This window comes from Salinicola sp. CR57 (assembly GCF_003206585.1).
Taxonomy (GTDB): Bacteria; Pseudomonadota; Gammaproteobacteria; order Pseudomonadales; family Halomonadaceae; genus Salinicola; species Salinicola lusitanus.
In genome coordinates this window covers 70,656-82,891 of sequence record NZ_PZJL01000006.1, presented here as the reverse complement: position 1 = coordinate 82,891, position 12,236 = coordinate 70,656, and the positions used below count along the sequence as shown (strand labels likewise).

The following is a 12,236-nucleotide window of genomic DNA, read 5'->3' as shown; positions in this document are numbered from 1 at the left end:
GCCAATGGAGAGTCATCGCTTGTCTCACCCCGCCACGATCACCGTCGAGCTTATCGACGCCGAACTGCCGCAGACCCAATGCGGCAAATGCGGCCATGACGGCTGTCGTCCCTATGCCGAGGCGATCGTGGAGGGAGAGGCCGTCAATCGCTGCCCGCCCGGCGGGGAAGCGACACGGGATCGACTGGCCGCGCTCACCGGCCGTCCGCCTCTCGAATTGATCGAGCCGCCACAGACTCCGCTGCTGGCCGTGATTCGAGAAGCCGAGTGCATCGGCTGCACCAAGTGCATCCAGGCATGCCCCGTCGATGCGATTCTCGGCGCCGCCAAGCAGATGCATACGGTGATCGAATCGGAATGCACCGGCTGCGAGCTGTGCGTGGCGCCCTGCCCCGTCGACTGTATCGACCTCGTCGAACATCCACGCTGGGCGGAGGCGAACGGTGATGCCGAACGGCAGCAGTATCTGGACTGGCGCGCCCGCAACGGGCGCCAACGCTTCGAGGCCCGCAACCGGCGCCTGACCCTCAAGGCCGAACGGAAACTTCACAGGCGCGAGCAGCGCCGCGCCGCTGCGGCACGGCAGGTGACCGAGGTGCCCGCGACATCACGTGAACGACCTGCCGATATCGACGTTACTGCTCTGAAGGCACAGGTAGCGACCCTGACCGCGCGTCGAAAGCGACTGCAGCGCCAGTTGGATAACGCCGAAGAGGCACGGCGCCCCGCGCTTCTCGAGCGCCTGGCGGGATTCGAGGAACAGCTCGACACCTTGAAGCGGCAACTCGAAACCGCGCCATCACCGAATCGACACGCCGCACGTGATCACCGTCATATCGCCCTGGCGGCAGCGGAACAGGCGCTGCGCAAGGCGCGACAGGAGCTGGAGCATTACCGACGTCAGGGCGACCAGGCGGGCATCGCGGAGGCCCAGGACAAGATACGCGAGGCGGAACGGCTGATCTCCCTGGCCAGCCGATCGCCCGCCAACCAGCCTGCCACTGACGCGGGCGACCATCATGGAACGAGCTCATGAATGCCACCAAGCGAGAGCAGATCTTTGCTCGCCTCAAGGCGCACAACCCCGAACCGACCACCGAGCTGAACTGGTCGACGCCGTTCGAGTTGCTGGCGGCGGTACTGTTGTCGGCCCAGGCGACGGACGTGGGCGTGAACAAGGCCACGGCAAGGCTGTTCCCGGTGGCCAATACGCCGCAGGCGATCATCGACCTCGGGCTCGACGGGCTGAAGGCCCACATCAAGACCATCGGCCTCTACAACACCAAGGCCGAGAACCTGATGAAGACCTGCCACATCCTGGCCGAGCGCTACGCGGGAGATATCCCGCGCACCCGCGCCGAGCTGGAAGCGCTGCCCGGCGTGGGACGCAAGACCGCCAACGTGATTCTGAACACCGCATTCGGCGAACTGACGATGGCGGTCGACACGCACATCTTTCGCGTCGCCAACCGCACTCGCATCGCCAAGGGCAAGAACGTGCTCGAAGTGGAGCAGAAGCTGCTGCGCCATGTTCCCAAGGCTTATCTCAAGGATGCCCACCACTGGCTGATCCTGCACGGCCGCTACACCTGTCTGGCGCGCAAGCCTCGCTGTGGTAGCTGCGTGATCGAGGATCTGTGCGAGTATCCCGACAAGGTCGAGATCGGCTAGTACCGATGACGGCGGTCAGGGGCTCGATTCCGGCTCCTGACCGCTGTCCACGCTTTCCCGCTCCGGTGTCGGCACCGCCTCCTCGCCCATGGACTCGGGCGCGGTAGGCGCGGCCTCCGGCAAGCTGCTGCCATCGCCGTTCGCGGCATCGTCCGGGGCAGAGGATGTCTCCGCTTCCGGGGCCGTGACGCTCATTTCGGTCGCCCCTTCACGGCTGTAGACGATCTTGCGTGTGCCGCCATCGCAGCTGCCGACCACCTCGGCGCCAGCGAAGGCCTCCCCCTCCTTCACCACGCCATCATCGACCTGGGCGTTGTCGACGATCTCGAGCAGGAAGTGGCGAGCACCATTATCGCGGATGGTCTGATCGATCTGTGCCTTGAGCCTTTCGCAGGCCAAGCGCGTCTCGGGTTGCTGGTCGAACGGCGAATCGCCCTGCTGCGCCTGGGCCCAAGCGAGCGACGATGCCAGGCAAGCACTACTCAACCCCGCCACGACGGCGAACTTCCAGGTAAAAACACGCATAGACACTCCTCACCGCATGGCAATGCACGAACCGCGGACAGGACCGCCAATTCGCGCGGGAAGTACCGAGCCGATCATCCCGTCTCACCCGACGGGGAGCCGGAAGGTTTCACAACCGAAACTCGCCGCCTCTCTCGATCGCTCTTTGATAGGCCGGGCGGTCGCGCATATTCTGCAGCGTTTTCTTGATATTTGGACGTCCGGAGAGGTCTGAACGACTTTCAGCCGCCAGCAACGGAAAACTCATCTGAATGTCCGCCGCGCTAAATTCATCGCCCGCGAACCACGGGTGCTGACGCAGTTCACTCTCCCAGTAATCGAGATGCATCTCGAGCTGGGGGTCGAGGAACTTCTGTCGGACCCCATTGGCCAGAAGCCTGCCGATGGGACGAATGACCGCGGGTACGGGGGGCTTGCCCAACTTCGAGAAAACCAGCTTCATCACCAGCAGCGGCATCGCCGAGCCTTCGGCGTAATGTAACCAGTAGGTGTAACGCAGTCGCTCCGGCGTACCGGCCTCCGGTACCAGGGCGTCACCGTCATAGCGGGAGACGAGATATTCGATGATCGCGCCGGATTCGGCGACGGTGTAGGCATCATCGGTGATGACCGGCGACTTGCCGAGCGGATGGATCCGTTTCAGCTCCGCGGGCGCCAGCATGGTCTTGGGATCGCGTCGGTAGGTTCGGACCTCATACTCGACACCCAGCTCCTCCAGCAGCCACAAGATACGCTGCGACCGGGAATTTTCGAGGTGGTGAACAGTGATCATGTCAACGCTTCCTTGCCGGTTTCTTCGACTCTCCCGGCCGCCTGGGTTCTCAGCGGCCTCCGGGAACGCTCTTAACCATAGGAAGTTATCGTTGAAGCCGCCACTGACGAAAACGGCGCCCTGCAGGCGCCGTCATCGAGATCGATGGAAGGTCTTCAGTGCTGCTGCTCGAACATCTCGTCACCGACGTCATCGATATAGCGCTGACTCTTGGTGATGGTCAGTTCCACGCAACCATCTTCGCCCGGTACCACGTCCGAACGCTCGAAGCGTCGCTCCAGGGTCTCGCCGCCCTCGACCGGTTTGCGAATCCACCCACTGACCCGATACTGGCCACCGGCATCCTGCGGCTCGGGCACGATCAGAAACCCCTTGTACTCGACCGGCTCGCGCTCCTGCTTGGGCGTGGAGGATCTGGCGTCGCCACCGCCCAGCAGCCCGGAAAACAGTTTCTTGAACATACGTTGCTCCCGATTCGGATGCCGACATCGCAGATATCGGCATCGGGGGTTGGGTCGGACAGCGCTAGCTCGCGGAGCGGCCCTTACCGGCCGCGATCCGCAGACGCAGCGCGTTGAGCTTGATGAAGCCTTCGGCGTCCTTCTGGTCGTAGGCGCCGGCATCATCCTCGAACGTGGCAATCGATTCGTCGAACAGCGACTGCTCGGACTTGCGCCCGACCACCGTCGCGCTGCCCTTGTAGAGCTTCATCCGCACCACGCCGTTGACGAAGGTCTGGGTCTCGTCGATGGCAGCCTGGAGCATGCGCCGTTCCGGACTCCACCAGTAACCGTTGTAGATGGTCTTGGCGTACTTGGGCATCAGCTCGTCCTTGAGATGTGCCGCCTCCCGGTCGAGCGTCAACGACTCGATGGCGCGATGCGCGCGCAGCAGGATGGTCCCGCCCGGCGTTTCGTAGCAACCGCGGGACTTCATGCCGACATAGCGGTTCTCGACGATGTCGAGACGGCCGATGCCATTGTCGCCACCCAGCTTGTTGAGCTTGGCCAGCACTTCGTGCGGCTTCAGCGGTTCGCCGTCGATGGCGACGACATCGCCCTTCTCGTAGGTCAGCTCGATGTAAGTCGGCTTGTCAGGCGCGGCTTCCGGCGCCACGCTCCAGCGCCACATCTCTTCTTCCGCCTCGGCCCACGGATCCTCGAGAATGCCGCCCTCGTAGGAGATGTGCAGCAGATTGGCATCCATCGAGTACGGTGACTTCTTCTTGCTCTTGGAGAAATCGACCGGGATGTCATTGTCCTCGCAGTACGCCATCAGCTTCTCGCGGGAGTTGAGGTCCCACTCGCGCCACGGCGCAATCACCTTGACCCCCGGCTTGAGCGCGTAGGCGCCCAGCTCGAAGCGCACCTGGTCGTTGCCCTTGCCGGTCGCCCCGTGAGAAATGGCGTCGGCGCCGGTCTCGTTGGCGATCTCGATCAGACGCTTGGCGATCAGCGGGCGCGCGATGGAGGTGCCCAGCAGGTATTCGCCCTCGTAGATGGTATTGGCCCGGAACATCGGATAGACGTAATCGCGAACGAACTCTTCCCGCAGGTCCTCGATGTAGATCTCCTTGACCCCGAGCGCCTGCGCCTTGGCTCGCGCCGGCTCGACCTCTTCGCCCTGACCGATATCGGCGGTAAAGGTGACCACCTCGCAAGCGTAGGTTTCCTGCAGCCACTTCACGATCACGGAAGTGTCAAGGCCGCCGGAATAGGCGAGGACGACCTTTTTGACATCGGACATGCGACAGCTCCTTAGCAAGTTTGAATTGATGAGCAAGGTATGTGGTTCGTTGACGTGCGGCAATCGGCGAACGGTGCGGTCGGAAATTATAACGCTCCCGGCCCGCCACGAACACCGAGCGACGGGACGCCAATGGCCGAAACTGCTAGACTCTACGCGGTTTCAGGACCACGGTTTCCTCTACACAGTACCACTACCACACCAAGGGAATGGGAGTCATTGCATGTCGGACGCCAGCACGAAAGAGCTGATGGCGCAGCGTTTTCGCGGATATCTCCCGGTCGTGGTAGACGTCGAAACCGGCGGGTTCAATTCGGCAACGGATGCGATCCTGGAAATCGCCGCCGTGCCGCTGACGATGGACGACCAGGGCAACCTGCTGCCACTGGATACCATCGCCTTCCACGTCGAGCCTTTCGAGGGGGCCAACGTCGAACAGTCCGCCCTGGATTTCACCGGCATCGACCTCTCCAGCGCCTTCCGCAAGCAGATCGCCGTCAGCGAGCGTGAAGCGCTGGACGGAATCTTCAAGCCGATTCGCAAGACCATCAAGTCCCACGACTGCTCCAGGGCCATCCTCGTCGGCCACAACGCCTCATTCGACCAGGGGTTTCTCAACGCCGCGGTCAATCGCTGCAATATCAAGCGCAACCCCTTTCACCCCTTCTCCAGCTTCGACACCGCGTCGCTGTCGGCCCTGGCCTACGGCCAGACGGTCCTGGCGCGGGCCTGCCAGGCAGCCGGTATCGAATTCGACAACTCCTCGGCCCACTCGGCGAGCTACGATACCGAACGCACGGCGGAGCTGTTCTGCGCCATCGTCAACCGCTTCAAGGATCTGGGCGGCTGGAATCTGGCGATGAAGGAGCAGGGTCTCGACGACGTCTGAGCGCTGAAACGAAAGGCGCCCGTCCTGGGACGGGCGCCTTTCACGGCAACGACAATCGTCGACGTGCCGAATCAGCTGTCGCTGGAGGCCTCGGCAGCCTTGGCCGCAGCGGCCTTGACCATGGGCTCCAGTTCACCGTTCTGGTACATCTCGACGATGATGTCGCAGCCGCCTACCAGCTCGCCGTCGATCCACAGCTGGGGAAACGTCGGCCAGCTCGCGTACTTGGGCAGCTCCGACCGGATATCCGGATTGTCGAGGATGTTGACGAAGGCGAACTTCTCGCCGCATGCCATCAGCGCCTGGACCGCCTGGGCAGAGAAGCCGCACTGGGGCAGCTGGGGCGATCCCTTCATGTAGAGCAGGATGGCGTTGTCACTGATCTGCTGCTTGATCGCTTCGATGGTATCGCTCATGAGACGTCCTGTAGCGGGAAGAGAGAGCCGCTGGCCCACCCTTCGCGTGTGCGCGAATATAAAAGACCGTAAGACCATTCTACTGATGACACCGACCGAAAACACCCCCGCCGACCCGTGAAGGCATTCCGCGGCGTTGCGCCGCTCACGGGGTCTGGTTAGGATGATTGGCTTTCGCACGGATCGACGCTGGCCACCGACGCCCGCCCAGGGCGCGGCTTTCCCATCGCATCGATCCTGGCGCCGTCTAGCGAGACGCCCCACCGGGCGCTTCGCCCGCGGCGCTTTTTTCTTTTTCTGGTGGCAGTCGCCATGGCGGGCATGGCCACCGATCGAGTTTTCAGTGCGGCGCGCCGGGATGATGCCGCATGCCTTGAAGCCCATGTCTCAACGTCAAGACACGACAGGAATCCACCCATGAGCGCACGCCACTTTCTGACCCTTCTGGATCTTTCCGCCGAAGAGCTCGATTACCTGATCCAGCGCGGGATCACGATCAAGAACCGGCTGAAGACCAACGGCCCCGTCTACACGCCGTTCAGCAATCGTACCCTGGCGATGATCTTCGAGAAGTCCTCGACGCGAACCCGGGTCTCGTTCGAAACCGCCATGGCACAGTTCGGCGGCCATGCGCTTTTCCTGTCATCGCGGGATACCCAGCTCGGCCGCGGGGAGCCGATCGCGGATACCGCGCGGGTACTGTCGGAAATGGTCGATGCGGTGATGATCCGGACTTTCTCTCATGCCGGCCTCGAGGCGTTTGCCGCCGCCAGCGCCGTGCCGGTGATCAACGCCCTGACCGACGATTATCACCCCTGCCAGCTGCTGGCCGACGTCATGACCTGGACCGAGTGCCGTGGGCCGGTCAAGGGCAAGACGGCGGTGTGGATCGGTGACGGCAACAACATGTGTCACTCCTGGATCAACGCCGCCCGGCAGTTCGATTTCCAGCTGCGCATCTGCTGTCCCGAGGGCTACGAGCCGCGCGAGGATATCGTCGCGGCCGCCGGCGACCGGGTCACGATCCTGCGCGACCCACGCCAGGCCATCAGCGGTGCCGACCTGATCACGACCGATGTCTGGGCCTCCATGGGTCAGGAGGAAGAACAGGCCAAGCGCGAGCGGGACTTCGCCGGTTACCAGGTCACCGAAGCGTTGCTGGATCAGGCCAACGAGGAGGCGATCTTCCTGCACTGCCTGCCGGCGCATCGCGGCGAGGAGATCAGCACCACCTTGCTCGACGACCCACGCGCTGTGGTGTGGCAGGAAGCCGGCAATCGCCTCCATGCCCAGAAGGCGCTGATCGAGTTCCTGTTGCTGGGTCGGGTCGCCTGACGCCCCGATGGAAAAACGCCGCGATCCATCGTGGGTCGCGGCACCTGGCGCTTCACTCCGATTCTTTCCGGCCCGGTCAGGAGCCTGCGGGCCGCGAAGCTCTGCGCCGCTCCCGGTAGCCTACCGCCACCTTCAGCGTCACGACCACCAGCGCCAACAGCGCCATCGCGACGAGTATCTGGCCGATATTCCCCTCCAGTGCCGACTCGCCCAGTACCACGAACGCCACGGCGTATGGGCCGGTCGTCATCAATGCCACCGTCAGGTAGATCGATCGGGGAACGCCGGCGATCCCCAGGGCGTAGTGCTTGATGAACATCGGGACCCCGGGCACCAGCTTGATCAGGAAGGTGACTCGCCAGGCATCGCCACGGGCCTGATCGAGAGCCGCCAGTGCCGGGAAGCGCCGTTCGATGGCATGACTCAGAGTCGGCCGCAGGCGGCCATGGGCAACGGCGTAGCAGAGCAGGAGATTGAGCAGCGTGGCGATGGCGGAAAATGCCAGCCCGACGGGAATGCCGAACCGCAGTCCGGCAATGACGTAGAACGGCGTCATCGGCAGGCCCAGGGCCGGCAGCAGTATCATCGCCGCCAGCAGCGGCAGTGGATGCAGCGTTTCCAGCGACTCGAGTGACAGCCCAGCCCAGGCCACGAAGCCTGCGGTCAGCGTGACGAATCCGAATAGCGCCGACACCCGGAGCCACCAGCGACGGCCGGGGCGTGGTGACGAACCGGCATGAAATCGAGGGGAATAGAGGGGAGCGCGTCGCATGCTCCCAATCTAATCGGGTTTCGATGAAGGATCGATGACAAGCGCGGGAAAGATCCAAGCTCCCTCCCGCGGCCGCTTACTCGAGGTTGTCGAGCCCTTTCTCGGCCATCGCCACGGCCCGGAACAGCGCCCGGCGCTTGTTGAGCGTCTCGTTCCACTCGTCGTCGGGATTGGAATCGGCGACGATGCCACCGCCGGCCTGGACGTGCAGCTCGCCATCCTTCAGCACCGCCGTGCGGATCGCGATCGCCATGTCCATGTTGCCGTGCCAGGAGAGATAACCAACGGCACCGGAATAGACACCACGCTTGACCGGCTCCAGTTCGTCGATGATCTCCATCGCCCGGATCTTGGGTGCACCGGAGAGCGTGCCGGCCGGGAAGGTGGCACGCAGCACGTCCATCGCCGACATGCCTTCGCGCAGCTTGCCGGTGACGTTGGAGACGATGTGCATGACATGGGAGTAACGCTCGATCGCCATCCTGTCGGTGAGCTCGACCGTGCCGATTTCGCTGATGCGGCCGATATCGTTGCGGCCCAGGTCGATCAGCATCAGGTGCTCGGCGATCTCCTTGGGATCGGCCAGCAGCTCCTCCTCCAGCGCCTTGTCCTGCTCGGGCGTGGCGCCGCGGGGGCGCGTGCCGGCGATCGGGCGCACGGTCACCTCGCCCCCCTCCAGACGGGTCAGAATCTCGGGCGACGATCCGATCACGTGATGGTCATCGAGATTCAGAAAGAACATGTAGGGTGACGGATTGAGACTGCGCAGCGCCCGATAGAGATCCAGCGGCGGCGCCTTATAGGGAATCGACATGCGCTGGGACGGCACGCACTGCATGACGTCGCCGGCCAGCACGTACTCCTTGATGGTCGCCACCGCGTCCTTGTAGCCCTGCTCGCTGAAGCTGGCGTGGAAGTCGTCCTCGGCGACGTCCGCACGACCGGTACCCGGACTCAAGGTGTTGAAGGTGGCACTGCGCAGCTTCAACTCCAGGGTCTCGAGTCGCTCGACCGCGTCGGCATAGGCGTGGGACGACTCCGGGTCGGCATGAGTCCACAACTGGAGCCGGCCGGAGAGATTGTCGAAGACCACCAGGTCATCGCACACCATCAGCAGGATGTCCGGCACGCCGATGGGATCGGGCTTCTCGGCAGCGAGCGCGGTGCGCAGTTTCGGTTCGATATAGCGAATGGTGTCGTAGCCGAAGTAGCCCACCAGGCCGCCGTCGAATCGTGGCTGGTCGTCCAGGTCAGGCACCTTGAACTTGGCCTGGAACCGCTCGATCCAGGCCAGCGGGTCCTCGACCTGACTGGCGCCGACCTGTTCGCCATCGACGATGTGTCTGACGGTCAGGCCCCGCACCTCGATACGCTCCCGACTCGGCAACCCGATGATCGAGTAGCGCCCCCACTTCTCCCCTCCCTGCACCGATTCGAGCAGGAAGGTCCAGGGCGCATCGGCCAGCTTGAGATAGGTCGACAGCGGCGTATCCAGGTCGGCCAGCACCTCGCGGGTGACCGGAATACGGTTGTAGCCGGCTTGCGCCAGCTCGGCAAAGCGATCGGGGGTCATCATGGGACCGGGCTCCAGCAGTGAGAATCAGCAATCGGCAAACGAAACGGTTCGACTGACGATCACCATCGCCAACGCGTCACGTGGCGTATCAACACGCTGGGGCTGGAAAGACGTTGGATATCCGGTCGCATGTCAAAGCTCGGTCGAGGGAAAACGGAAAGATCGGGAGGTGCGCAAGAACGGCGCCACAACCGCCATGGCGCCGTTCAGGAAACCCTAAACGAGTTCCCCCAGCGATTCAACCACGCCATCCGGGTGGCTCGAGGCCACCGGCTCGCCATGGTTGTAGCCATACGGCACCGCCAGCGTGCGGAAACCGGCCCGCCTTCCCGCTTCCACGTCGTGACGCGAATCCCCCACCATCAGGCACTGCCCGGGGGCGACGCCGAACTGCGCCGCCAGATGGAGCAGTGGCGCGGGATGGGGTTTCTTCTCCGCCAGCGAATCCCCGCCCAGCGTCAGGCGAAAATAGCGACGCAGCTCAAGCGCGTCGAGAATCGGGTCGATGAACGCCGCGGGCTTGTTGGTGACCAGGGTGACGATGATTCCCTTCGCCTCGAGGGATTCGAGGGCCTCGCGGACACCGGGATACACCCGGGTGCGCTCACAGGGCGCGGCGTGATACGCCCGCAGGAAGCCGTCATGGCTAGCCGCTACCCGGTCCGGGGCCGGCTCCTCGCCCAGCACGCTGGCCAACGCCCGCTCGACCAGCTTGTACGAGCCGTTGCCCACCCAGTCGCGCACCTTGGCCTCGCCCACCGGCACTAGGCACTGCTCGCTCAGCATCGTGTCCACCGCCGCCGCCAGATCGGGCACGGAATCGATCAAGGTGCCATCGAGATCGAAGGCGACCAACCGGATGTCCTGAAGCGATGGGTGCATGACGGAATCCTCGAGTGAACGGTTGGAAAGATGACACATCGCGCAGCAGCTTACCCAAAATGGCGTAAGTTTACGCAACCCACGGATGCCAAGTGTCGACGATCGGCGTATCCTCGGGCACATCTTTCGTCGCATCGACGGGTACTCATTTCCGTGAACGTGCAGTCTCGCAATCCGATGTCGTCATCACTCGGCTCTCGGTGTGCCTGCCTTTCACCAGCCATCCTCTCCGAGCCCCCTCGAAACACCCGACACGACGATCCCGGTTTCCCCGGCTGTACCCTTCTCATTTTTCCGATTTCTCGATTGGAGTTTCCCCATGACCACACCACGCATTGTCGTGGTCGGTGGCGGCGCGGGCGGACTCGAGCTGGCAACCCGCCTGGGTCGCAAGCTCGGCAAGTCCCAGCGCGCCGACATCGTCCTCGTCGACCGCAATCCCACTCACATCTGGAAGCCGCTGCTGCACGAGATCGCCACCGGCACCCTCGACTCGGGGCTCGACGAGGTCTCCTACCAGGGCCACTCCAAGAGTCACGGCTACCGCTTCCAGCGGGGTACGCTGAGTGCCATCGATCGTGACAACCGCACCCTCACGCTGGAGCCGATCCACGACCAGGACGACGCCGTCGTGCTGCCGGCCCGTGAGCTCGAGTACGACTACCTGGTGCTGTCCGTCGGCAGCGTCTCCAACGATTTCGGCACGCCCGGTGTGGCCAAGCACTGCCACTTCATCGACAGCCCGCAGCAGGCGGAGAGTTTTCGCCGCAACATGCTCAATACCTTCCTGCGCTACAGCGATCCGGAGCGCCGGACACACCCCAAGCTGACCGTCGGTCTGGTCGGCGCGGGCGCCACCGGCGTCGAGCTGGCCGCCGAACTCTTCGGCGCCTCCCGGATGCTGCACAGCTACGGGTTCACGGCGCTCGACAGCGGCAAGCTCGAAGTCCACCTGATCGAAGCGGCACCGCGCATCCTGCCGGCCCTGCCGGAGCGGATCAGCCGTGCGGTTCACGGCGAGCTCGAGCGGCTCGGGGTCAAGATCCATGTCGATACCCGGGTCACCGAGGCCAACGCCCACGGTTTCATTACCGCCGACGGCGAGCCGCTGGAGACGGACCTCAGCGTCTGGGCCGCCGGCATTCGCGCGCCGGAATTCCTGTCGCAGCTGGGGCTCGCCACCGAGCGCAACCACCAGGTCAAGGTCCACGAGACCTTGCAGAGCCTCGACGACGAGCGCATCTTCGCCTTCGGTGACTGCGCCTCCTGCCCGCAGCCCGGCGACAAGCGCGTGCCACCCCGGGCCCAGGCGGCCCACCAGCAGGCGACCCACTGCTACCACAATCTGCGTGCCGCCATGGACGGCAAGCCCCTCAAGCCGTTCGTCTACCGCGATCGGGGCTCGCTGATCTCGCTGGCCCACTTCGAGGCGGTTGGCAGCCTGATGCGTGGCGCCTCAGCGCGCAGCCTGTTCATCGAGGGCCGGCTGGCCAAACTGTTCTACGCTTCCCTCTACCGGATGCACCAGATGGCGATTCACGGCATCTTCAAGACAGGCATGACGGTCATCGTCGATGGCCTCAACCGCTACATCAGGCCGAAGATGAAATTGCACTGAGGCATCGACCCCGAAACGTCAGCGGAGAGAGATC

13 protein-coding genes are annotated in these 12,236 nt (G+C 63.8%); 5 read left to right on the top strand and 8 right to left on the bottom strand.

The window, feature by feature from the left end; genetic code table 11:
- Positions 1–19 precede the first annotated feature (19 nt).
- Complete coding sequence (locus tag DOM56_RS10410) at positions 20–1,036, top strand: RnfABCDGE type electron transport complex subunit B (protein WP_110708710.1); 1,017 nt, start codon at positions 20–22, stop codon at positions 1,034–1,036.
- Positions 1,033–1,671: an endonuclease III gene (gene nth / locus DOM56_RS10405; RefSeq protein WP_110599186.1), complete on the top strand. Its 639-nt coding sequence runs from the start codon at positions 1,033–1,035 to the stop codon at positions 1,669–1,671. The genes DOM56_RS10410 and nth overlap by 4 nt, the downstream gene beginning before the upstream one ends.
- Positions 1,672–1,686: 15 nt before the next feature.
- Here the strand turns inward: nth and DOM56_RS10400 are convergent, their stop codons facing one another.
- From DOM56_RS10400 to DOM56_RS10385, 4 genes are all read right to left on the bottom strand, one after another.
- The gene (locus tag DOM56_RS10400) at positions 1,687–2,196 is read right to left on the bottom strand and encodes a DUF1161 domain-containing protein (protein WP_110708709.1); all 510 of its coding nucleotides are present in this window, start codon (positions 2,194–2,196) and stop codon (positions 1,687–1,689) included.
- 109 nt (positions 2,197–2,305) lie between these two features.
- Positions 2,306–2,968, bottom strand: a complete 663-nt coding sequence (locus DOM56_RS10395) for a glutathione S-transferase (protein ID WP_110708708.1) — start codon at positions 2,966–2,968, stop codon at positions 2,306–2,308.
- Positions 2,969–3,123: 155 nt separating this feature from the next.
- Positions 3,124–3,429: an HlyU family transcriptional regulator gene (locus DOM56_RS10390; protein WP_110708707.1), complete on the bottom strand. Its 306-nt coding sequence runs from the start codon at positions 3,427–3,429 to the stop codon at positions 3,124–3,126.
- A gap of 64 nt (positions 3,430–3,493) precedes the next feature.
- The gene (locus DOM56_RS10385) at positions 3,494–4,714 is read right to left on the bottom strand and encodes an argininosuccinate synthase (protein ID WP_110708706.1); all 1,221 of its coding nucleotides are present in this window, start codon (positions 4,712–4,714) and stop codon (positions 3,494–3,496) included.
- Positions 4,715–4,937: 223 nt separating this feature from the next.
- Between DOM56_RS10385 and rnt the strand changes: the two genes are divergently transcribed.
- Entirely contained in the window at positions 4,938–5,603 is a 666-nt protein-coding gene (rnt, locus tag DOM56_RS10380; RefSeq protein WP_110599177.1) for a ribonuclease T, read from the top strand.
- Positions 5,604–5,674: 71 nt separating this feature from the next.
- Here the strand turns inward: rnt and grxD are convergent, their stop codons facing one another.
- On the bottom strand, positions 5,675–6,019 hold the full coding sequence (gene grxD / locus DOM56_RS10375; RefSeq protein WP_110599175.1) for a Grx4 family monothiol glutaredoxin: 345 nt from the start codon (positions 6,017–6,019) through the stop codon (positions 5,675–5,677).
- Positions 6,020–6,436: 417 nt separating this feature from the next.
- Here grxD and argF point away from each other — a divergent pair, with 417 nt between their 5' ends.
- A complete protein-coding gene (argF, locus tag DOM56_RS10370) occupies positions 6,437–7,354 on the top strand; it encodes an ornithine carbamoyltransferase (RefSeq protein ID WP_110708705.1) in 918 nt (305 codons plus the stop codon).
- Between the two features lie 76 nt (positions 7,355–7,430).
- Here the strand turns inward: argF and DOM56_RS10365 are convergent, their stop codons facing one another.
- The 3 genes from DOM56_RS10365 to DOM56_RS10355 form a co-directional block, all read right to left on the bottom strand.
- Entirely contained in the window at positions 7,431–8,126 is a 696-nt protein-coding gene (locus DOM56_RS10365) for a VTT domain-containing protein (RefSeq protein WP_110708704.1), read from the bottom strand.
- Between the two features lie 76 nt (positions 8,127–8,202).
- Positions 8,203–9,699, bottom strand: a complete 1,497-nt coding sequence (gene trpE / locus DOM56_RS10360) for an anthranilate synthase component I (protein ID WP_110709316.1) — start codon at positions 9,697–9,699, stop codon at positions 8,203–8,205.
- 219 nt (positions 9,700–9,918) lie between these two features.
- Entirely contained in the window at positions 9,919–10,584 is a 666-nt protein-coding gene (locus DOM56_RS10355; RefSeq protein ID WP_110708703.1) for a phosphoglycolate phosphatase, read from the bottom strand.
- A gap of 319 nt (positions 10,585–10,903) precedes the next feature.
- Here DOM56_RS10355 and DOM56_RS10350 point away from each other — a divergent pair, with 319 nt between their 5' ends.
- Positions 10,904–12,202 (top strand): NAD(P)/FAD-dependent oxidoreductase, encoded by a 1,299-nt coding sequence (locus tag DOM56_RS10350; RefSeq protein WP_110708702.1) that lies wholly within the window; start codon positions 10,904–10,906, stop codon positions 12,200–12,202.
- Positions 12,203–12,236 lie beyond the last annotated feature (34 nt).